This window comes from Streptomyces sp. CB00316 (assembly GCF_001905595.1).
Taxonomy (GTDB): domain Bacteria; phylum Actinomycetota; class Actinomycetes; order Streptomycetales; family Streptomycetaceae; genus Streptomyces.
Window position 1 is genome coordinate 767,109 of the sequence record NZ_LIXI01000001.1, and the last position, 20,937, is coordinate 788,045.

Consider the following 20,937-nt stretch of genomic DNA (forward strand, 5'->3'; position numbering starts at 1 on the left):
GGCCCTCAGGTGAATTGGCCTCTTCCGCAAGGGATTTCAGTCGACCGCGCCACTGGAGGACCGTGATGGCTGAACTGTGTGAAGTGAACTTCCGGCTGGTCCGTCGCCGCAGCAGCGTCCCCCGGGCCCGCGCCCTCCTGCGCGCCAAGCTCGGTGAGTGGCGGGCCTGCGAAGCGCCCGCCGACATGGCGGAGTTGGTGCTCTCGGAGCTCGTCACCAACGCCCTGCGGGTCGCCGTCCCCGGGGACGGGATGATCGGCGTACGCATCAGGTGCCGGGGGCGGGGCGCCTCGCTCCGGCTTGAGGTGAGTGACGCCGGTGGAGGGCGCCCCGTCGTGCGGCGGCCCGGTGAGCTGGAGACGGGCGGGCGGGGGCTGCTGCTCGTGGAGGCGCTCGCGTACCGCTGGGGCGTCGACGAGCGGTCGGCGGGGATCGGCAAGACGGTCTGGGCCGAGGTGATGGCACCCGGCGCATCGCCCGAACCTGCGTCCGTCGAGGCCGAGATCGCCGCCGCTACCGTCCGCCCCGGTCAGTCCGTACGGGTCTGGGGCGCCTGGTGCACCGTCCGGAGCGTGCGCAGCGAGCGTTACGCCTCGGGTGGACTCGCGGTCGTGATCGGCCTGGATGACGGGCCTGGCCTGCGGATGGATGCCGCGGAACCGCTCATGGTGCGGGACGGTGCGCCGCCGACCGCGGCCGGCGGCCCCGTGGTGGCGTCGTGAGGAGTCTGTGGCGCAGGGTTCGGTGGCGTTCGGCGCGGTGTACGGAGCCCCGGTTTCGCGGCACCCTGGTCCAGCTCATCGGCGGGTGGCCGACCGTGGTCAGCCGGGCCGGTGTGCCGGTGGTGCCTGTGCCGCTGCTCGTCGCCGCCTCCGTGCGGCCCACCGTCCGGCGGGCCGGGCGCGGTTCGCTGCGGGGGCAGGTGCGTCTCCCCGCTCACTTCGATGATCCGCATCCCAGGATCGCCGCCGTCTTCGGAGTGGCGTGATGCGCCTCCTCCTCGATACCCGCGTGATCGTGTGGTGGCTCGATGATGCGCCGGAGCTGTCCGAACCCGTCAAGCACCTGCTCGACACAGCGAACGCCGTGCACATCAGTGCCGTGTCGCCGTGGGAGATCACCCTCAAGCAGCACCTCGGCCTGATCGAAGGCCCGGGTGACCTGGCCGAACGGGTGCGCGACCTCGCGTTTCCGAGTCTGCCCGTCACCGCCGCGCACGGCGTGCGGGCCGGGAGGCTCCCGATGGTGCACGACGATCCCTTCGGCCGGATTCTCGTCGCCCAGGCGCAGGCCCATGGGCTGGTTCTCGTGACTCGTAGCCCGTGGATCTCGCAGTACGACGTCGAGGTCATGCCGGTGTGACGCATGCCGAGCCTGCCTGGTCGGCGCCGCACGGGCCCCGGCCCGCCGCCACCCCTCAGACGTCTGAGGGAGGGGTGTGCTCGCGGTTTCGGCTGAGCGGCAGCGTCTGGCTGAGGATCATCAGGAGCATCCCACCGAACAGCAGGGCGTTCCCGCCACTCTCTCCGGGCCTGCTCACGTTCCGTCGTACCGGGGTCTCAGCCCCGCCCGGGCCCCGGCTCCGCCGTCAGGTCGATGAGGCGGCAGACCGTCTCGATGTCGATCTTCACCTGGGCGATCGACGCCCGGCCCGACAGCCACGTGATCAGCGCGGAGTGCCAGGTGTGTTCGATCACCCGGACCGCCGAGAGCTGCTCCGGCGTCGGGTGTTCCAGGCCCATCGCGTCCAGGATGACCGCCGTCGTGAGGCGCGAGACCGTGTCCACCTCCGGGCTCACGCTGCGGTCCGCGAAGGTGAGGGCGCGGACCATGGCGTCCGCCAGGTGCGGTTCGCGCTGGAGGGCGCGGAAGGCGCGCATCAGGGTCTCGGCGACCCGCTGGGCCGCGTCGTCGCCGGCCGGGGGGCGTTTGCGGAGCGTGGAGTGCATGTGCTGGAGCTGGTCCTGCATGGTGGCGACCAGCAGGTGGATCTTGGAGGGGAAGTAGCGGTAGAGGGTGCCCAGGGCGACCCCGGCCGCCTCCGCCACCTCGCGCATCTGCACCGCCTCGAACCCGCCGCGGCTGGCGAGCTGGGCGGTGGCGTGCAGGATGCGGCGGCGGCGGGCCTCCTGCCGCTCGGTCAGCGGAGGCGCTGCCGGTCTGGCGTCCGCGGTCATGCTGTCCCCATCCGCGATCCGTGCGTGCTCATGCTGTCCCCGTTCACGATCAGTGATCCGCGATCCGTGGTTCGTCCCTGCGTTCCGCACCCGGGCGGATCCCAGCGCGTGCGTCCGGGCGCGCACAGCATGCCAGGGCCTCCGCCGTGGCGCGAATCACCTGATCCGGGCCTCACGCCGACGCTACCTGCCGGTAGATTCGATGCACGTCGAACGATCAAGTCTGGAACTTGTTCTAGATTAGCGCTACCGGTTACGCTCCGGCGAACACGCAGTCAGAAGGGGGCCGAGTGTGACCGCTGAGGCCATAGAGACGGGCCCCCGCACGGGCGACAGCAGCTCCTCCGCCGGGGCCGGCGGCCGGCCGCTGCGCATCGCGCTCCTCACGTACAAGGGCAACCCGTTCTGCGGTGGCCAGGGTGTGTACGTCCGCCACCTCGGGCGTGAGCTCGCGCGGCTGGGGCACAGCGTCGAGGTCATCGGCGCGCAGCCCTATCCCGTACTCGACGAGGGCGTCCCGCTCACCGAGCTCCCCAGCCTCGACCTCTACCGGCAGCCCGATCCGTTCCGTACGCCGAAGTGGGGCGAGTACCGGGACTGGGTCGACCTCGCCGAGGTCGCCACCATGTGGACCGGCGGCTTCCCCGAACCGCTCACCTTCAGCCTCCGCGCCCGCCGCCATCTCCTGGCCCGGCGCGGCGAGTTCGACGTCGTCCACGACAACCAGACCCTCGGTTACGGGCTCCTCGGCGACCTCGGGGCCCCGCTCGTGACGACGATCCACCACCCCATCACCGTGGACCGCAGGCTCGACCTGGCGGCCGCGAACAGCCGCCGCCGGCGCGCCTCCGTACGCCGCTGGTACGCCTTCACGCGGATGCAGAAGCGGGTCGCCCGCAAGCTGGACACCGTCCTCACCGTCTCCGGCTCCTCCCGTGACGAGATCGTCGAGGACCTCGGCGTACGCGCGGACCGGATCAGCGTCGTCCACATCGGCGCCGACACCGACCTGTGGTCGCCCGACCCCTCCGTGGCCGAGGTGCCCGGCCGCATCGTCACCACCTCCAGCGCCGACGTCCCGCTCAAGGGCCTGGTCCACCTCGTCGACGCGCTCGCCAAGCTCCGTACGGAGAACCCCGCCGCCCACCTCGTGGTCGTCGGAAAGCGCGCCGAGGACGGGCCGGTCGCCCGGGCCATAGAGCGGCACGGGCTCACCGACGCCGTCGAGTTCGTCAAGGGCATCAGCGACGCCGAGCTGGTCGACCTCGTGCGCAGCGCCCAGGTCTCCTGTGTGCCCTCGCTGTACGAGGGGTTCTCGCTGCCCGCCGCCGAGGCGATGGCCACCGGCACCCCGCTCGTCGCCACCACCGGCGGTGCGATCCCCGAGGTCTCCGGGCGCGACGGGGAGACCTGCCTCGCGGTGGCGCCCGGCGACGCGGACGCGCTGGCCGGGGCGCTCGCCCGGCTGCTGGCCGACCCGGAGCTGCGCGCCCGCCTCGGCGCGGCGGGCCGTGAGCGGGTGCTGGCCAACTTCACCTGGGCCCGGGCGGCCGCCGGAACGGCCGAGCTGTACCGTCAGGCGATCGCCGTCCGCGGAGCCCGCAGGTGACCGCGCCGCACCCGCAGGTGGCTGCGGACCCGCTTTTCTGAACCCGTACCTCCGACCTCGAAGGCAGGCCCTCGTGCTGACCGTCGACTTCACCCGCTTCCCGCTCGCCGCAGGCGACCGAGTGCTCGACCTGGGCTGCGGTGCCGGCCGGCATGCCTTCGAGTGTTACCGGCGCGGCGCACAGGTGGTGGCCCTCGACCAGAACGGCGAGGAGATCCGCGAGGTCGCCAAGTGGTTCGCCGCCATGAAGGAGGCCGGGGAGGCCCCCGAGGGGGCAACCGCCACCGCGATGGAGGGCGACGCCCTCAACCTGCCCTTCCCCGACGACTCCTTCGACGTCGTGATCATCTCCGAGGTCATGGAGCACATCCCGGACGACAAGGGCGTCCTCGCCGAGATGGTCCGGGTCCTCAAGCCGGGCGGCCGCATCGCCATCACCGTCCCGCGCTACGGCCCCGAGAAGATCTGCTGGACCCTCTCCGACGCCTACCACGAGGTCGAGGGCGGCCACATCCGCATCTACAAGGCCGACCAGCTCCTCGCCCGCATCCGCGAGGCCGGACTCAAGCCGTACGGCACCCACCACGCCCACGCCCTGCACTCGCCGTACTGGTGGCTGAAGTGCGCCTTCGGCGTCGACAACGACAAGGCGCTGCCGGTGCGGGCGTACCACAAGCTGCTGGTCTGGGACATCATGAAGAAGCCGCTCGCCACCCGGGTCGCCGAGCAGCTGCTCAACCCGGTCGTCGGCAAGAGCTTCGTCGCGTACGCCACCAAGCCGCACCTTCCGAAGGCGCAGGCGTGAGCACTCCCGAACAGACCGAGCACCTTGTCCTTCCCGGGGTCCTGACCGCCGCCGAGGCCACCGAGACCGTCGCCGCCCTCGCCGCCGTACAGCGCGAGGACGGGGCGCTGCCCTGGTTCCGGGGCCACCACCTCGACCCGTGGGACCACACCGAGGCCGCGATGGCGCTGGACGCGGCCGGCGAGCACGAGGCGGCCGAGCGCGCCTACGACTGGCTGGCCCGCCACCAGAACGGCGACGGCTCGTGGTACGCCGCGTACCACGACGGCGACCCGCGGCAGCCGACCGACCTCAGCCGTGAGACCAACTTCTGCGCATACGTGGCCGTCGGCGTCTGGCACCACTATCTCGCCACCGGGGACGACGCGTTCGTCGACCGGATGTGGCCCACCGTCTTCGCGGCGATCGAGTTCGTGCTCCGACTCCAGCAGCCCGGTGGGCAGATCGGCTGGAAGCGGGAGGCGGACGGGACGGCGGTGAACGACGCGCTGCTGACCGGTTCCTCCTCCGTGCACCAGGCGCTGCGCTGTGCGCTCGCCATCGCGGAGCGGCGCGAAGAGCCGCAGCCTGACTGGGAGTTGGCGACCGGGGCACTGGCCCACGCGATCCGCAACCACCCCGAGCGCTTCCTCGACAAGAACCGCTACTCGATGGACTGGTACTACCCGGTCCTCGGCGGCGCCGTCACCGGGGCCGAGGCCACCGCCCGCATCCAGGAGGGCTGGGACCGCTTCGTCGTCCCCGGTCTCGGGGTGCGGTGCGTGCTGCCCAACCCCTGGGTCACCGGCGGCGAGAGCTGCGAACTCGCCCTCGCCCTCTGGGTGACGGGGGAGTCGGACCGGGCCCTGGAGATCCTCCAGTCGATCCAGCACCTGCGCGCCGAGGGCGGGCTCTACTGGACGGGATACGTCTTCGAGGGCAACAAGGCCTTCTGGCCGGAGGAGCTCACCACCTGGACGGCGGGCTCCCTGCTGCTGGCGGTGGCCGCACTCGGGGGGGACGAGGCGACCACCGCGGTCTTCTCCGGGGAGCGGCTGCCGGTCGGCCTGGAGCCGGACTGCTGCCGGTAGGCGCTGACCGTTCGTGCGGCCGGTCCGTCGTCAGCGGCGGATCCGGCCCGCCACCGCGTGCCCGATGAACAGGTAGACCACGGCCGCGAGACCGTAGCCGGCCACGACCCGCGCCCACGCCGCGTCGAACGTGAACAGGTCGTACGACCAGCCCGCCAGCCAGGTCGCGGCGTCGTGCACCCACTGCACGAAGCCGTTGCTCCGGTTGGCGTCCAGCAGGTACATCAGGATCCAGAGAACGATGATGAAGGCCAGGATGTCGGCCACGGCGGCGATGATCCGGGCCGCTGGACTGCTGCCTGTGCGGGTTCTGGGAGACATGCAATCCTGGTTACCGCTCAACCCGGCGTGAAACCCGAAGGGCGGTACCAGTCGGCGGGCCCTGGGGGTCGGATATTCAGGTGATCGACTTCCGTGGCCCGGTTAGGGTCCCGGCATGACGCTTCTTTCTTACGGCCGTTACTGCGACGAGATCCTTGCGCAGACCGACGCCCTGCGCGCGACCCTCAAGGGCGCGGACCTCGGCGCGAACGTCCCCTCCTGCCCCGACTGGAACCTGCGGCAGCTCGCCGTCCATGTCGGCGGCGCCCACCGCTGGGTCGGGGAGATCGTGCGCGGGCGGGCCACCGAGGACGTCCCGGAGGATAAGGTGCCGGGCGCAGCGGGGCCCGGGAGCGACGACCCGGCCGCGCTGGACGCCTGGCTCGCCGAGGGCGCGGCCACCGCCGTCGCCGCGCTGCGGGAGGCGGGGCCGGACGCCGAGGTGTGGACCTGGGCGTGGGAGCGGCGTACGGCGTTCTGGGCGCGGCGCATGACGCACGAGACGGTGGTGCACCGGGCGGACGCGGCGCTCGCCGCGCGGGTCCCGTACACGGTCGACCCCGAAGTGGCCGCCGACACCATCGACGAGTGGCTGCGGATCGTCTCCTTCGCCCAGGAGGGCGGCGACCCGGAGGCGGATGAACTGCGCGGCGGTGGGCGCTCGTTGCACCTGCACGCCATCGACGCACCCGGGGCGGAGTGGCTGATCGAGTTCGGCGAGGACCGCTTCACCTGGCGGCACGATCACGAGAAGGCGACGGTCGCCCTGCGCGGTCCGCTCACCGATCTGATGCTCGTCTTCAACCGCCGCCTGGAGCCCACGAGCGAGCGGGTCGAGGTGTTCGGTGACGCGGAGCTGCTGGACTTCTGGCTGGACCGGTCGTCGTTCGGGTGAGTGGCGAGCCGCCGCTCAAGCGTTGAGCTCAGCCAGGACCCGCAGCGTGTGCGGGTCCGGGGCGGTGACCAGCAGGTCGGTCACCGGGCCCTTGCGCCACTCCGCGAGCCTCTCCGCGATCCGGGCGCGCGGGCCCACGAGGGAGATCTCGTCGGCGAACACGTCCGGCACCGCCCGCACCGCCTCCTCCTTGCGGCCCTGGAGGAAGAGTTGCCGGATGCGCCGGGCCTCCTCCTCGAACCCCATCCGCGCCATCAGGTCCGCGTGGAAGTTGCGGGCCGCGTGCCCCATCCCGCCGATGTAGAAGCCGAGCATCGCCTTCACCGGCAGCAGCCCCTCCGCCACGTCGTCGCAGACGTGTGCGCGGGCCATCGGCGCGATCATGAAGCCCTCGCGGAGTCCGGCGAGTGAGGCCTCGTACACGTCCGTGCGGTGCGGGGACCAGTAGAGGGGGAGCCAGCCGTCCGCGATCCGGACCGTCTGCGCGATGTTCTTCGGGCCCTCGGCGCCCAGCAGGACGGGGAGTGACGCCCGCAGCGGGTGCGTGATGGGCTTCAGGGGCTTGCCGAGGCCGGTGGCGTCCGGGCCCGCGTACGGGTGGGAGTGGAAGCGGCCCGCCACCTCGACCGGGGCCTGCCGGGCCAGCACCTGGCGGATCACCTCGACGTATTCGCGGGTCGCGGTCAGCGGGCTCTTCGGGAACGGGCGCCCGTACCACCCCTCCACCACCTGTGGCCCGGACAGGCCGAGGCCGAGCAGCAGCCGGCCGCCCGAGAGGTGGTCCAGGGTCAGCGCGTGCATGGCCGTCGCGGTCGGCGTACGGGCCGCCATCTGCGCGATCCCCGTACCCAGCCGGATCCGCGAGGTGTGGGCGGCGATCCAGGTCAGCGGGGTGAAGGCGTCCGAGCCCCACGCCTCCGCCGTCCACACCGAGTCGTAGCCGAGCCGCTCCGCCTCCTGGGCGAGGGCGAGATGGCCGGGGTCCGGCCCGCGGCCCCAGTATCCGAGTGCCAGTCCGAGCCGCATTCCGTTGCCTCCGGCCGTAGATGACGATTCGTCAGGTCATGGCGGTGCGGGACGGACTGTACGACAACGGCCCCCCGCCCGGAAGGGCGAGGGGCCGCGGGCGTTGCGCGCTCGGGATCAGCCGCGCTGGATGCCCGTCGTGTCCTGGAGTACACCGCGACGGCCGTCCTGCGTCTGGGCGATGAGGCCCTGACCGCGCTGCTCGACCGCGAGGTACCAGGTGCCCGGCGCCAGTTCGGCGATCGGGTTCGGCGCGCCGTCCTCGCCGTACAGCGGGCGGGCCACCGGAACGGCGAACCAGAACGGGGTGAAGTCGCCCGCCGGAGCCGCGCCGCCCTGCGGGGCGGACTGCTGGGCCTGGGCGGCCTGCGCCTGAGCCGCAGCCGGGTCGGCCTGACCCGGCTGACCACTGGCCTGGGCGCCGGGGTAGCCGTACCCCTGGCTCGGCTGCGCGCCGTAGGGCTGCTGCTGGGCGCCCGGGTAGCCGTAGCCCTGGCCCGGCTGGCCACCGTACGGCGGCTGCACGGCCTGCGGCGGCTTCGGGGCGCCGACGATCGGCGCCTTGAGCGCGGGGACCAGCGGACCGGCGATCGCGCCCGCGGCGAGCACGATGGTCGCCAGCAGGCCGAGGATCAGGCCGGCGCCGGCGTCACTGACGTCGATGGTCGTCCAGAAGGCGGTCCACAGTGCGAAGACGGTGAACGCGGCCCCGAACTGGCCGAGGTCGAACCCCACGACCTTGCGGCCGGGCGTCAGGCGGCCCACGACCACCAGCGCCGCGCCGATGATGCCGGCGAGGAAGACGCTCATCAGGAGCCCGAGCGAGTCCCAGGCGTTCGGGCTGCTGAAGCGGGAGCAGTCCACGCCGGAGGGGCAGTCGTAGCCGGAGAGGTCGAGGAAAGAGGCGATGAACAGCACGACCGCTGCTCCGATCACCACGCCGTCGCCTCGAGTGAGGGAGCGGATATTCACGTGAAGGTCCTTAGTCGGTCGTCTCGTCGGGGCGGTCGTCGCTGCCGCCTCTGCGGCGGGCGCGGCATGAAGCTCGGGGGTGGCTCCCCATCGTACGGATGAATCTATCGTCTGACCGGGCGGGTTGCGCCCGTGCCCGGTTCTTGAACAGTTATCCCCCCAATATCCCCGCAGACCCACCCCTTCCCCGCCGGGCAGACCTACCCCTTCAGGTGGGCGGCGATGCCGTCCGCCATCCCCTGGGCCGCCTTCTGCCGCCAACGCGCGTCGGTGAGCAGGGCCGCGTCCTTCGGGTCACGCATATTGCCGCATTCCACGAAGACTTTGGGCACGGTCGACAGATTCAGTCCGCCGAGATCATCGCGGGTGTCCAGTCCGGTACCCCCGCCGATGTAATTGGAGGGGGCGCTTCCGGTCGTGCGGACGAAATGCCCGGCGATACGGGCCCCGAGATCGGCCGAACTCTTCACGATCTTCGAGGTGTCCGCCCCGCCGCCCTTCACCGCCGCCGGCAGGATCACATGGAAGCCCCGGTTGCCCACCGCCGAGCCGTCCGCGTGCACCGAGACCACCGCGTCGGCCTTCGCCTCGTTGCCGATCCGGGCCCGCTCGTCGATGCAGGGCCCGAACGGCCGGTCGTCGTCGTGCGTCAGCAGGACCCGGGCCCCCTGCGCCTGGAGCAACTCCCTCAGCCGGTGCGACACATCGAGGGTGAACCGGGCCTCCGCGTAGCCGTCGTCCGTGGACGTGCCGGTCGTATCGCACTCCTTGCGCCCGGTGCCGATGTCGACCTGCTCGTTGATCTCCTTGGTGTGCTCGCGGTTACGGGGGTTGTGGCCCGGGTCGATCACCACGGTCTTGCCGGTCAGGGGGCCTTGGGGGAGCGAGGCGGTGGGGGAAGCCTCCGGAGTGGCCGAGGCAGAAGCGGAAGCCGAAGCGGAGACCTTCGCTCCTGCTCCGTCCGTCGTGTCCGGGGAGCCGCCGCATCCGGTGATCGTCGTCAGGCAGAGCGCGGCCAGCGCGGCGGCGGCGAGGAGCGGGCGGGCGCGGCGGGTGGGGGGAACGCTGTCGTCGTACGGCACGCGGCGATGCTATCCGTACGGGGGTGGCGCGCCCGGGTACGCCTCAGATCCCCGTGCCCGTGCGCCGCAGCACCCGCAGCGAGTCCCTCACCGACACCTCCGTGAACGCCCCCGAGGCCAGCGCCCGCAGGTACACCCGGTACGGGGCCTGGCCGCCGTCGGCCGGGTCGGGGAACACGTCGTGGATCACCAGGAGCCCGCCCTCCGCGACATGCGGGGCCCAGCCCTCGTAGTCGCCGTTCGCGTGCTCGTCGGTGTGCCCGCCGTCGATGAAGACCAGGCCGAGCGGCCCGGCCCAGACGGCGGCGACCTGCGGGGAGCGGCCGACGAGCGCCACCACGTGCTCCTCCAGACCGGCCCGGTGCAGGGTGCGGCGGAACGTCGGCAGGGTGTCCATCAGCCCGACCTCCGGGTCCACCACGCCCGGGTCGTGGTACTCCCAGCCCGGCTGCTGCTCCTCGCTGCCCCGGTGGTGGTCCACGGTGAGGGCGCCGACCCCGGCCGTCCGGGCCGCGTCGGCCAGCAGGATCGTGGAGCGCCCGCAGTACGTGCCCACCTCCAGCAGGGGCAGCCCCAGCGCCCCGGCCTCGGTGGCGGCCGCGTACAGGGCGAGCCCCTCGTGGACCGGCATGAAGCCCTTGGCGGCCTCGAACGCGGCGAGCACTTCCGGGGAGGGAGCGGCGGCGGTCACGGGGTTCCTCCAGGTGGGGGCGGGTCTGCTGACGGCGGCGCTCCATCGTGCCGTACGGTCCGGCCGGCCGTCGCGGCGGGGGCGGGAGCCGGGACGGAGGCGGCACCGGGGCCGGTGTCCGCGCTGCTCGCCAGCAGGACCGGGTGCCCCGACGGGCGCTGCGACGGCAGGAACGCCGCCAGCACCAGGCCGATCAGTGAGCGCTTCCCCGGCGGGTCCTATTCCGGTTCGGATCCGCCGACCGACCGACGGATCTCTGACTGCTCATCAGGCCTTCCGTCGGATTGAAACGTGTTCTACTCTTGCGCCGTTCCAGTGGCTGCGACCGGCGAGGATCCGCATGCGCATCGGCACGGGTATCGGCATCACCGAAGAGCACCGAGCGCTGGCGCACTCCGTACGGGGGTGGCTGGCGCGGGCCGTCCCGCCGGGCGAGGTGCGCAAACTCCTCGACGCCAAAGGCCCGGCCGCCTCGGGGGTGCGCCCCGCGTACTGGGAGGCGCTCGCCGGGCAGGGTCTGACCGGGATCCATCTGCCAGAGGAGTACGGGGGCGGGGGCGGCGGCCTCCTGGACCTCGCCGTGGTCCTGGAGGAGGCGGCCTACGCGTCGCTGCCGGGGCCGTACCTCGCGACCACGCTGACGGGGGCGGTGCTCGGCCGGACGGCCGGGACCGGGGACCTGCTCCGGGGCCTCGCCGCCGGGGAGCGCACCGCCGCCCTCGCCCTCACCCCCGGCACCCTCACCGCCACCCCCGCCGAGGGCGGCCACCGCCTCGACGGCACCGCCCCGCCCGTCCTCTCCGCCGAGGCGGCCGACCTGCTGCTCCTGCCCGCCGCCGACGGGTCCGGCGGGGTGCTCTGGTTCCTCGTGGAGGCCGGGGCCGAGGGGCTCGCCGTGCGCCCGCACCGCAGTGTGGACCCGACCCGGCCGACAGCGGAGGTGCGGGCCGACGCCGTTCTCGTACCGGCGCACCGGGCCCTGCCCCTCGACTCCGCGCTCGTCCGGGACCTGGCCGCCGCCCTCCTCGCCGCCGACGCCTGCGGGACCGCCGCCCGGAGCCTGGACACGGCCGCCGAACACGCCCGCTTACGCCAGCAGTTCGGGCGGCCCATCGGGGCGTTCCAGGCCGTCAAGCACCTCTGCGCCGACATGCTCGTCCGCCTCGAACAGGCCCGAGCCCTGACCTGGGACGCGGCCCGCGCCGCCGACGAACCACCTGAAGTGCGCGGGCTCACCGCCGCCCTCGCCGCCGCCACCGCGCCGGAGGCCGCGTACAGCTGCGCCAAGGACGCCATCCAGATCCTCGGCGGCATCGGCTTCACCTGGGAGCACGACGCCCACCTCCAGCTGCGCCGGGCCGTCCTCGCCCGCCAGCTCCTCGGCACCGCCGGCGCCCACCGGCTGCGCGCCGCCCGCCTCGCGGAAGCCGGGGCCCGCCGCGAACTCGCCCTGGAACTCCCCGCCGAGGCCGCCCGCCACCGCACCCAAGCCCGCCCCCGCCTCGCCGCCGCCCGGGGCCTGTCACCCCGCGAAGCCCGCCGCGCCCTCGCCGCCACCGGCTACGCCGCCCCGCACCTGCCCGCCCCGTACGGGCTGGGCGCGGGCCCCGTACAACAGCTGGCGATCCAGCAGGAGTTGAGCGACCAGTCCATCCGGATCAGCGACCTCTCCATCGCCACCTGGGTCGTGCCCTCGCTCATCGCGTACGGGACCGAGGCGCAGCGCGAGCGCTATCTGCCGGCCACCCTGCGCGGCGACCTCCAGTGGTGCCAGCTCTTCTCCGAGCCCGACGCCGGATCCGACCTCGCCGCCCTGCGCACCCGGGCCGTACGGACCGACGAGGGGTGGCGGATCACCGGGCAGAAGGTCTGGACGAGCGCCGCCCGCACCGCCGACCACGGCATCCTGCTCGCCCGCACGGACCCGGACGCGCCCAAGCACCGGGGGCTCACCTACTTCCTGGTCGACATGAGGAACGCCGAAGGCATCGACATCCGCCCGCTGAAGGAGATCACCGGCCGGGCCCTCTTCAACGAGGTCTACTTCGACGACGTGCTCCTCCCCGCCGACGCCGTCGTCGGTGAGGTGGGCGGCGGCTGGCGGGTCGCCCGCAACACCCTGGGCAACGAACGCGTCCACATGGCCGACCAGATGACCTTCGACAGCGGGCTGGAGGCTCTGATAGCGCGCTCCGCCGGGCTCGACGACACCACCCGTACCCGGATCGGCGCGCTCGCCGCCGAGGCGCACGCCCTCGCCTGCATCGGGCTGCGCACCACCCTCCAGCAGGTCTCCGGCCTCGAACCGGGCGCCGGGGCCTCGGTGCGCAAGCTCGTCCAGACCGTCCACCAGCAGAAGGTCGCCGAGCTCACCCTCGAACTCCTCGGCCCGGCAGGCGCGGTGGACGAACCGGAGGCGGGGGAGCGGGCGCTGCACGGCTTCCTGATGTCCCGCTGCCTGACCATCGCCGGCGGCACCACCCAGATCCAGCTGAACGTCGTCGCCGAGCGGATTCTCGGCCTCCCCCGGGACTGAGCACGCCGAACACAGAAGAGGAGTCGGTAGATGAAGGCGTACATCGTCGGCGTCGGCATGACCATGTTCGAGAAGCCCGAGACCCGCGACTGGAGTTACGGGGACATGGTCCGCGAGGCGGGCACCGCCGCGCTGGAGGACGCGGGCGTCCGCTACGACCAGGTCGAACAGGTCCCCGTCGGCTACTGCTTCCAGCCCTCCACCGCCGGACAGCGGGCCGTCTACGAGCTGGGCCTGACCGGCATCCCCGTCTACAACGTCAACAACAACTGCGCCACCGGGTCCACCGCCCTGATGCTGGCCCGGCAGTTCGTCGAGGGCGGCGGCAGCGACTGCGTCCTCGCCGTCGGCTTCGAGAAGATGGCCCGGGGCTCACTGGGCGGTGGCTCGGAGGGTGGCTCCAGCGGCGGGGACCTCGCCTCCTCGCCCGTCGCCCGGCACTACGGGATCATGGCCGCCGCCCACGGCTTCGAGATGTCCCCGCCCACCGCCCAGATCTTCGGCAACGCGGCCCGCGAGCACATGCGGCGGTACGGGACCACGCCCGCGCAGCTCGCGGCGGTCGGCGCCAAGAACCACCGGCACTCGGTGAACAACCCGTACGCCCAGTTCCAGGACCCCTGCACGGTGGAGGAGATCCTCGCCGCCAGTACCGTCCACGACCCCCTCACCAAGCTCCAGTGCTCACCCACCTCCGACGGCGCCGCGGCGGCCGTGGTCGTCTCCGCGCGGTTCGTCGAGCGGCACGGCCTGGGGGAGCGGGCCGTGGAGATCGCCGCCCAGGCCATGACCACCGACACCGACGCCTCCTTCGCCTCCGGCACCTGCATCGACGCGGTCGGCGCCCCGATGTCCCGGGCCGCCGCCCAGCAGGTCTACGAGAGCTCGGGCCTCGGCCCCGGCGACCTCGACGTGATCGAGCTGCACGACTGCTTCTCCATCAACGAGCTCCTCACCTACGAGGCGCTCGGCCTGTGCGGCGAGGGGGAGTCCGGCAAGCTCGTGGAATTGGGGGCGACCACGTACGGCGGGCGGTGGGTGGTGAACCCGTCGGGCGGGCTGATCTCCAAGGGGCACCCGCTGGGCGCGACCGGGATCGCCCAGGCCGCCGAGCTGACCTGGCAGCTGCGCGGGGAGGCGGGCCCGCGCCAGGTCCCGGGCGCCCGCACCGGCCTCGCCCACAACATCGGGCTGGGCGGGGCGGCGGTGGTGACGCTGCTGCGGCGGTGAGGTCGCAGGCGGGGGCAGGGCTGCTGCTGCGGCGATGAGGCACACCCGTAGGCCAGGACTTCGGACCCAGGGCCCAGGATCTCCGACCGATACCCGATGTACGGGGCATCCAGCACCTGCGACCATGACCGGCATGGCAGACGACCCCGCACCCGCGCCCACCCGTACCTCCCGCTCCCGCGTACCCACCGGCGCGTGGGCCGTCGTGCTCGCCGCCTGTACGGGACAGTTCCTCGTCGTCCTCGACGTGTCCGTGGTCAACGTGGCGCTGCCCTCCATGCGCGCCGACCTCGGGCTGAGCCACGGCGCGCTCCAGTGGGTCGTCAACGCCTACTCGATCGCGTTCGCCGGGTTCATGCTGCTGGGCGGGCGGGCCGCCGACATCTACGGCCGTAAGCGGATGTTCCTCGTCGGGCTCGGCGTCTTCACCACCGCCTCCCTCGCGGGCGGCCTCGCCCAGGAGGGCTGGCAGCTCCTCGCGGCCCGGGGAGCGCAGGGCCTCGGGGCCGCCGTCCTGGCCCCCGCCACGCTCACCATCCTCACCGCCGCCGTGCCCGAGGGTCCCGCCCGGACCAGGGCGATAGCGACCTGGATGGCGGTCGGCGCGGGCGGCGGCGCGGCCGGCGGGCTCATCGGCGGGATCCTCACCGACGCCCTCTCCTGGCGCTGGGTCCTCCTCATCAACGTGCCCGTCGGCGCCCTCGTCCTGGTCGCCGCCGCCCTGTGGATCACCGAGGGCCGGGCGGGCGACCGCCGCCGCATCGACCTGCTGGGCGCCGTCCTGGTCACCGCGGGCCTGGCGACCGTCGCGTACGGCATCGTCCAGACCGAGGCCGTCGGCTGGACGGCCGCCGCCACCCTCGTATCGTTGCTCTCCGGAGCGGTGCTGCTGGCCGCGTTCGTCCTGGTCGAGGCGCGGACGTCGGTCCCGCTGATCCCGCTGCGGGTGTTCGGCGTACGGGCCGTCTCCTCGGCCAACGTGTCGATGTTCCTCATGGGGTCGGCGACCTTCTCCATGTGGTACTTCATGACCGTCTACGCCCAGAACGTGCTGGGCTACACGCCGTTGCAGGCCGGGCTCGCCCTGATGCCGACCTCGGCCGCCGTCATCATCGGCTCCAAGGCCGCGCCCCGCCTCATGGCGCGTACGGGGGCCAAGAGCCTCGCCGTCGCCGGGGTGCTGATCACCGCCGCGGGCTTCGGCTGGCAGTCCACCATGGGCGTCGACGGCTCCTACCTCACCGCGATCTGCCTGCCCGGCGTCCTGATGATGGCCGGCGCCGGTCTCGCCTCCACCCCGCTGGCCACCCTCGCCACCTCCGGCGCGGCCGCCGGGGACGCCGGACTCGTCTCCGGTCTGGTCAACACCTCCCGCACCATGGGCGGCGCCCTCGGCCTCGCGGTGCTGTCCACGGTCGCCGCCGCCCGCACGGCGGGCTCGGTCGACGCGGCCGAGGTCACCGCCGGGTACGCCACGGCGTTCCGTACGGCGTGCGGAGTGCTGCTGGTCGGGGTCCTGGTGATGCTGGCGTGGCTGCCGAACCACCGGGCGCCCCGCGTACGGGAGGAGCAGGTGGCGAAGGTGACGGCGCGGGAGCGGGTCTGAGCAACCGCGTCCGGGAGCAGTGCATCTGACGTGGCGTCAGCGGTCTTCCCAACTTCCGGGGGCTGCGTTATACATGGGCCATCGGCTAGAACGCGTTCTAGAACGGCGCGTCCTGGCGATCCCCGCGCGGCCTCGGTGCGGTCGGCGGTGCGGACAGCCGCACCGAGGTCTCCACCGTCGGTCTCCCCTCGTCAAGGAGCGGCTTCGCCATGCCCATCGATGCCCCAGCGGCCCTCGCCGCCGACCCCCGTCGAGCCGAGATCGCCTGGAACCACAAGGACGTCCAGCTCTACCACCTGGGCCTCGGCGCGGGCACCCCCGCCACCGACCCCGACGAGCTGCGCTACACCCTGGAGTCCCGGCTCCAGGTGCTGCCGAGCTTCGCCACCGTCGCGGGCGCCGGAACGGCCGCGTTCGGCGGGATGGGCGCGGCCGGGATCGACGTGGACCCCGCCGCCGTCCTGCACGGCGGCCAGACCGTACGCGTGCACCGGCCGATCCCCGTGACCGGCCGGGCCGAACAGACCTCGAAGGTCGCGGCGGTGTACGACAAGGGCAAGGCCGCCGTGGTCGTGCTGCGTACCGAGGCGAGCGACGACGACGGTCCGCTCTGGACCAACGGCGCCCGGATCTTCGTACGGGGAGAGGGCGGCTTCGGCGGAGAGCGCGGGCCCTCCGACCGGCTCACCGTGCCCGACCGGGACCCCGACCGCACGGTCGAACGCCCGATCCGTGAGGACCAGGCGCTGCTCTACCGGCTCTCCGGGGACTGGAACCCGCTCCACGCGGACCCGGCCTTCGCCGAGCGGGCCGGCTTCGACCGGCCGATCCTGCACGGGCTGTGCACGTACGGCATGACCCTCAAGGCCGTCGCCGACACCCTGCTGGACGGTGACGTCTCCCGCATCGCCGCCTACCGCACCCGCTTCGCCGGAGTGGTCTTCCCCGGCGAGACCCTCCGCATCCGGATGTGGGCGGCCGGGGACGGCCACGTCCAGGTGACGGTCACCGCCGCCGAGCGGGACGACGCACCGGTCCTCGCGGACACGCTCGTCGAACACTCCTGAGCACATCAGCACCCTTTCTGGCAGCCGATTCGAGGGGAGCCGTACCCATGCGCGCAGCCGTACTGCACGAGACAGGCCAGGAGAAGCTGGAGGTCCTCGACGACGTCGAGGCGGTGGGGTTCGGCCCCGGAAAGGTCAGGCTCCGCATCCGGGCCACCGGGCTCTGCCACTCCGACGTCTCCGCGATGAGCGGCATCCTCCCGCAGCCCGCCCCCTTCGTCCCCGGCCACGAGGGCGCGGGCGAGGTGATCGACGTCGGGGACGGGGTGAGCGGCCTCAGCTCCGGCGACCGGGTCCTCGTCTGCTGGCTGCCCGCCTGCGGGGCCTGTCCGTCCTGCAAGCGCGGCCAGACCCAGCTCTGCCTCGCGGGCTTCATGAACGCGGGCACCCCCAACTTCAAGCGCCCCGGCGGCGACGTCTTCGGCTTCGCGGGCACCGGCACCTTCACCGAAGAGGTCGTCGTCGGCGCGGGCTGCGCGGTGCCGATCCCCGACGACGTACCGTTCGAGATCGCGGCCCTGATCGGCTGCGGGGTCACCACCGGCCTCGGCGCGGCCATCAACACGGCCGAGGTGGAGGCGGGTTCGTCGGTCGCGGTGATCGGCTGCGGTGGTGTCGGGATTTCCACCATCCAGGGCGCCCGCGTCCAGGGTGCCGCCCAGATCGTCGCCGTCGACCCGGTCGCCCCCCGCCGCGAGGCCGCCCTCCGCTTCGGCGCCACCGAGGCCGTCGCCCCCGAGGGACTGGCCGACGCCAAACAGCGCGTCACCGGCGGCGAGGGCTTCGACTACGTCTTCGAGGTCGTCGGAAAGTCCGCCACCGCCCGCACCGCCTACGAGCACACCCGCCGCGGCGGCACCCTCTGCGTCGTCGGGGCCGGGGCCACGGACGACCACTTCCAGGTCAACATGTTCGAGCTGTTCTTCGACGAGAAGCGCATCCTCCCCTCCATGTACGGCGGCGGGGACGTGTTGCGCTCCTACGAGCGGGCCATCGCGCTCTGGCGGGCGGGCCGGATCGACCTGGAGTCGATGATCACCCACCGGGTCCGGCTGGAGGAGGTCAACGACGCGCTGGACCAGATGCGGACCGGGGAGTCGCTGCGTACCTGCATCGAACTCTGAAACCGGCTCCGGAACAACGACGTTGAGGAATGCCATGCCACCTTCCCTCCCGCTGGACGGGCTGTCCGCGATCGTCACCGGCGCCGGCCGCGGCCTCGGCCGCGCAGAGGCCCTCGAACTGGCCCGGCTCGGCGCCGCCGTCGTCGTCAACGACTACGGGCAGCCCGGCCGCGACGGCTCGGGTTCGGCGTCGGCCGCGCCCGCCGAGGAGGTCGTCGCCGATATCCGCGCGGCGGGCGGCCGGGCCAGGGCCCACCTCGGAGACGTGTCCGACCACGAACAGGCGCGAGAGCTGGTGGAGTTGGCGGTCTCCGCCTATGGAAAGCTCGACATCCTGGTCAACAACGCGGGCATCCTGCGGGACCGGATGATCTTCTCGATGAGCGAGGACGAGTGGGACGCGGTGATCCGTGTCCACCTCAAGGGCCACTTCAACACCACCCACTTCGCCGCCGCCCACTGGCGCTCGCGCTCCAAGGAAGTGGGCGGCCCGGTGTACGGGCGGATCGTCAACACCTCGTCGGAGGCGTACCTCGCGGGCTCCGCCGGGCAGCCCAACTACGCGGCGGCCAAGGGCGGCATCGTCGGCCTCACCACCTCCACCGCGCTCGCCCTCGCCAAGTACGGCGTCACCGCCAACGCCATCTGCCCGCGCGCCCGGACCCGGATGACCGAGGACGTGTTCGCGGGCTTGCAGGAACCGGCCGACGGCATGGTCGACGCCCTGGCCCCCGAGCATGTCTCCCCGCTCGTCGGCTATCTCGCCTCACCCGCCGCCGCCGGGGTCAACGGGCAGCTGCTCGTCGTCCACGGGGGCATGGTCGCGATCGTCGAACGGCCCAGGGTGGCGGCCAAGTTCGACGCGGCGAAGGAGACGTTCACCTTCGCCGAGTTGGACGAGCTGATCACCCCGTACTACGCGGACCGGCCGCGGAACGAGACCTTCGCGGCCGCCGAAGTGCTGGGCCTCAAGCGGGAGTAAGGGAAAACAGAAGGTGGGCCCGGGTACGGCACTTCGCCGTACCCGGGCCCACCTCATGCTGCCGCGCTACGGCTCAGGCCGCCCTGGATTCCTCCTGGGCGGGCCTGCGGTGGCGCCCGTGCGGCTGCACCGACGTGTTCTCCATCGACGCACCCCCTCGGTGCTTTCCGGAACCGCCGGTCCCGGCCCCCTCCGCGTCGCCCCCCGGCCCCCTCCGCGTCGCCCCCCGGCGTACGCGGCGTGGTCGTGTCGGTTCGGGCTTCGGACATGTGGGAAGTCCCCCCGTTGTGATCGCTTACCTGTTACCTGTGTCGCGCGTTCGTGTTCCGTAGGCGCGTTCGCAAGCCTCGCCGCCGCCCTCCGGCACGGTCACCGCCGGCGCCCGCCCGGTACGGCCGCGTAGCCCGGGCGCCGAGTCTAGTCAGGTGACGCCGCCCGGTGCAGAGGCGCCTGCCCCAACGGAACCGGCTTACACACGACAGGAGGGGTGGCGGCGGCGGACGGTTCCGTTCCGCTCGCGTCGCCGTCCGTCCCGCCGGTTTCCGGGAGCCATCCGTCGTCGCCCGGGGCCTCGATCCGGGCCACGGCGCAGGGCGTCACCGCGTTCACGTACGGCAGGTGCAGCACCCCGTCCCGGCTCCAGTACCCGGCCCCCGCCGACCAGCCCTCCGGCGCCGCGAGCTGGTGCAGCCGCCGCCCCTGCGGACGCCACACCCCCACCCAGCTTCCGGCCGCCCCGTCGATGCGCAGGGCGACGGCACAGCTCTCCGGCATCAGCATCTGCCCCGGCTGCACCGCGAACGGGGTCACCGCCACGTCCGCCGGCCGCAGGCACTCCGGGAAGCGCACGGGCAGACAGCTGCCGAGGACGCCCCAGCCGAGCCGGTCGTGGCCCGGCGCGTCCGAGCGGAGCAGCAGCAGCCCGCTGTCCGCGTCGGCCAGCAGCAGCCGGTCGTCGCTCTCCGGGGTGATCTGGAGCAGCGGGGTCACCTCACCGTTGCGCTCCAGGTCCACGGCAACCGCCTTGACCGGTCCGCCGCCCGGCAGCTGTCGGTCCAGGGCCAGCATCCGGCCCGCCCGGTCCAGCCAGACCCCGCCCGAGCAGTGCCCGGGGACCTCCGCGACCAGCTCCGGCCCGAAGGCGCCACCGGCCACCAGCCACAGCAGCGAGGAGTGGTCGCCCGCGGAGAGGCCGTACACGCTGGAGCCGTCCGGCGAGGGCGGCAGCAGCGTCATCCCGTCGCACTCGACCGCGCCGAGGGCCAGTTCGCCGGTGGCCGGCCCGGTCGGGTAGAGCAGCGAGAACATCTGGCGGTCCGCCACCCGGCGCCGGATCAGCACCCGCCCGTCGGCCAGCGGCACCACCTGCGCGTCCGGCTCCTCGGGCTGGTGGAGCGGCAGCGGTACGGCGTAGGGCTCGGGCCCGTCCAGCGTCCAGCGCTCCGGGTACCAGGCCCGCTGCTCGCCCGGGGCGCCGGGCGCCGCCGTCAGCCGGGCCCCGTACGCACCGTCCGCGGTCAGCGTGAACGTCCCCGGGGCGCGGGGCGCATCGCTCCAGTGCGCGGCGCGCCCCTCCGGCTCGGCAGCCTCCTCCGCGCCGACGGGTTCCTCCGGCTCGCCGGACTCTTCAGGACCGGGATCCGCCGTCGTGGCGGCCCCGGCGGTTCCGCCCTCGATGGCACAGGCAGTCATGGACTCGTCACCTCCGGCTACGAAAGCTAGTTTTCGCACTTCCAGCCGAACA

The 20,937-nt window shown here is 73.0% G+C and carries 20 protein-coding genes; 13 read left to right on the forward strand and 7 right to left on the reverse strand.

The features are described from left to right. The first annotated feature begins 65 nt into the window (after positions 1 to 65). The 3 genes from AMK21_RS03410 to AMK21_RS03420 are packed head-to-tail and all read left to right on the forward strand — an operon-like array spanning position 66 to position 1,362. Positions 66 to 722, forward strand: coding sequence for an ATP-binding protein (locus tag AMK21_RS03410; RefSeq protein WP_073873965.1), 657 nt, complete (start codon positions 66 to 68; stop codon positions 720 to 722). After that, a complete protein-coding gene (locus tag AMK21_RS34770; protein ID WP_143194841.1) occupies positions 719 to 988 on the forward strand; it encodes a prevent-host-death protein in 270 nt (89 codons plus the stop codon). Before AMK21_RS03410 ends, AMK21_RS34770 begins: the two co-directional genes overlap by 4 nt. Continuing rightward, on the forward strand, positions 988 to 1,362 hold the full coding sequence (locus tag AMK21_RS03420) for a type II toxin-antitoxin system VapC family toxin (RefSeq protein WP_073873967.1): 375 nt from the start codon (positions 988 to 990) through the stop codon (positions 1,360 to 1,362). Before AMK21_RS34770 ends, AMK21_RS03420 begins: the two co-directional genes overlap by 1 nt. 197 nt (positions 1,363 to 1,559) lie before the next feature. Here the strand turns inward: AMK21_RS03420 and AMK21_RS03425 are convergent, their stop codons facing one another. Beyond that, on the reverse strand, positions 1,560 to 2,177 hold the full coding sequence (locus tag AMK21_RS03425; protein ID WP_073873969.1) for a TetR family transcriptional regulator: 618 nt from the start codon (positions 2,175 to 2,177) through the stop codon (positions 1,560 to 1,562). A gap of 292 nt (positions 2,178 to 2,469) precedes the next feature. Between AMK21_RS03425 and AMK21_RS03430 the strand changes: the two genes are divergently transcribed. The 3 genes from AMK21_RS03430 (at position 2,470) to AMK21_RS03440 (ending at position 5,661) form a co-directional block, all read left to right on the forward strand. After that, positions 2,470 to 3,786 carry a glycosyltransferase family 4 protein gene (locus AMK21_RS03430; protein ID WP_073873971.1) on the forward strand — a complete coding sequence of 439 codons (1,317 nt, stop codon included), beginning with the start codon at positions 2,470 to 2,472 and terminating at the stop codon, positions 3,784 to 3,786. Positions 3,787 to 3,859: 73 nt separating this feature from the next. Then, the gene (locus AMK21_RS03435) at positions 3,860 to 4,591 is read left to right on the forward strand and encodes a class I SAM-dependent methyltransferase (protein WP_073873973.1); all 732 of its coding nucleotides are present in this window, start codon (positions 3,860 to 3,862) and stop codon (positions 4,589 to 4,591) included. After that, on the forward strand, positions 4,588 to 5,661 hold the full coding sequence (locus AMK21_RS03440) for a prenyltransferase (protein WP_073873975.1): 1,074 nt from the start codon (positions 4,588 to 4,590) through the stop codon (positions 5,659 to 5,661). Before AMK21_RS03435 ends, AMK21_RS03440 begins: the two co-directional genes overlap by 4 nt. Before the next feature lie 30 nt (positions 5,662 to 5,691). Here AMK21_RS03440 and AMK21_RS03445 read toward each other — a convergent pair whose 3' ends face one another. Beyond that, positions 5,692 to 5,982, reverse strand: a complete 291-nt coding sequence (locus AMK21_RS03445) for a hypothetical protein (RefSeq protein ID WP_073873977.1) — start codon at positions 5,980 to 5,982, stop codon at positions 5,692 to 5,694. Between the two features lie 115 nt (positions 5,983 to 6,097). Here AMK21_RS03445 and AMK21_RS03450 point away from each other — a divergent pair, with 115 nt between their 5' ends. Further along, positions 6,098 to 6,877: a maleylpyruvate isomerase family mycothiol-dependent enzyme gene (locus AMK21_RS03450; RefSeq protein ID WP_073873979.1), complete on the forward strand. Its 780-nt coding sequence runs from the start codon at positions 6,098 to 6,100 to the stop codon at positions 6,875 to 6,877. Positions 6,878 to 6,892: 15 nt separating this feature from the next. Here the strand turns inward: AMK21_RS03450 and AMK21_RS03455 are convergent, their stop codons facing one another. From AMK21_RS03455 to AMK21_RS03470, 4 genes are all read right to left on the reverse strand, one after another. Then, the gene (locus tag AMK21_RS03455; RefSeq protein WP_073873981.1) at positions 6,893 to 7,903 is read right to left on the reverse strand and encodes an LLM class F420-dependent oxidoreductase; all 1,011 of its coding nucleotides are present in this window, start codon (positions 7,901 to 7,903) and stop codon (positions 6,893 to 6,895) included. 117 nt (positions 7,904 to 8,020) lie between these two features. Next, positions 8,021 to 8,875, reverse strand: coding sequence for a DUF5336 domain-containing protein (locus AMK21_RS03460; protein WP_073873983.1), 855 nt, complete (start codon positions 8,873 to 8,875; stop codon positions 8,021 to 8,023). Positions 8,876 to 9,075: 200 nt separating this feature from the next. Then, complete coding sequence (locus tag AMK21_RS03465) at positions 9,076 to 9,957, reverse strand: N-acetylmuramoyl-L-alanine amidase (RefSeq protein WP_073873985.1); 882 nt, start codon at positions 9,955 to 9,957, stop codon at positions 9,076 to 9,078. 43 nt (positions 9,958 to 10,000) lie between these two features. Further along, on the reverse strand, positions 10,001 to 10,648 hold the full coding sequence (locus tag AMK21_RS03470; protein WP_073873986.1) for a class I SAM-dependent methyltransferase: 648 nt from the start codon (positions 10,646 to 10,648) through the stop codon (positions 10,001 to 10,003). A 340-nt stretch (positions 10,649 to 10,988) separates the two neighbouring features. Between AMK21_RS03470 and AMK21_RS03480 the strand changes: the two genes are divergently transcribed. The 6 genes from AMK21_RS03480 (at position 10,989) to AMK21_RS03505 (ending at position 19,193) form a co-directional block, all read left to right on the forward strand. Next, positions 10,989 to 13,184 carry an acyl-CoA dehydrogenase gene (locus tag AMK21_RS03480; RefSeq protein ID WP_073873988.1) on the forward strand — a complete coding sequence of 732 codons (2,196 nt, stop codon included), beginning with the start codon at positions 10,989 to 10,991 and terminating at the stop codon, positions 13,182 to 13,184. A gap of 30 nt (positions 13,185 to 13,214) precedes the next feature. After that, positions 13,215 to 14,414 carry a lipid-transfer protein gene (locus tag AMK21_RS03485; RefSeq protein ID WP_073873990.1) on the forward strand — a complete coding sequence of 400 codons (1,200 nt, stop codon included), beginning with the start codon at positions 13,215 to 13,217 and terminating at the stop codon, positions 14,412 to 14,414. Positions 14,415 to 14,538: 124 nt separating this feature from the next. Next, positions 14,539 to 16,020, forward strand: a complete 1,482-nt coding sequence (locus tag AMK21_RS03490; protein WP_073873992.1) for an MFS transporter — start codon at positions 14,539 to 14,541, stop codon at positions 16,018 to 16,020. 209 nt (positions 16,021 to 16,229) lie between these two features. Continuing rightward, on the forward strand, positions 16,230 to 17,087 hold the full coding sequence (locus AMK21_RS03495) for a MaoC/PaaZ C-terminal domain-containing protein (protein ID WP_073873994.1): 858 nt from the start codon (positions 16,230 to 16,232) through the stop codon (positions 17,085 to 17,087). 47 nt (positions 17,088 to 17,134) lie between these two features. Next, positions 17,135 to 18,211, forward strand: a complete 1,077-nt coding sequence (locus AMK21_RS03500; RefSeq protein WP_073873996.1) for a Zn-dependent alcohol dehydrogenase — start codon at positions 17,135 to 17,137, stop codon at positions 18,209 to 18,211. A 34-nt stretch (positions 18,212 to 18,245) separates the two neighbouring features. Then, a complete protein-coding gene (locus tag AMK21_RS03505) occupies positions 18,246 to 19,193 on the forward strand; it encodes a 3-oxoacyl-ACP reductase (RefSeq protein WP_073873998.1) in 948 nt (315 codons plus the stop codon). A 417-nt stretch (positions 19,194 to 19,610) separates the two neighbouring features. On the opposite strand, the gene AMK21_RS03515 is transcribed toward AMK21_RS03505, so the two are convergent. Further along, positions 19,611 to 20,885: a hypothetical protein gene (locus AMK21_RS03515; RefSeq protein WP_073874000.1), complete on the reverse strand. Its 1,275-nt coding sequence runs from the start codon at positions 20,883 to 20,885 to the stop codon at positions 19,611 to 19,613. Between the last annotated feature and the right edge of the window lie 52 nt (positions 20,886 to 20,937).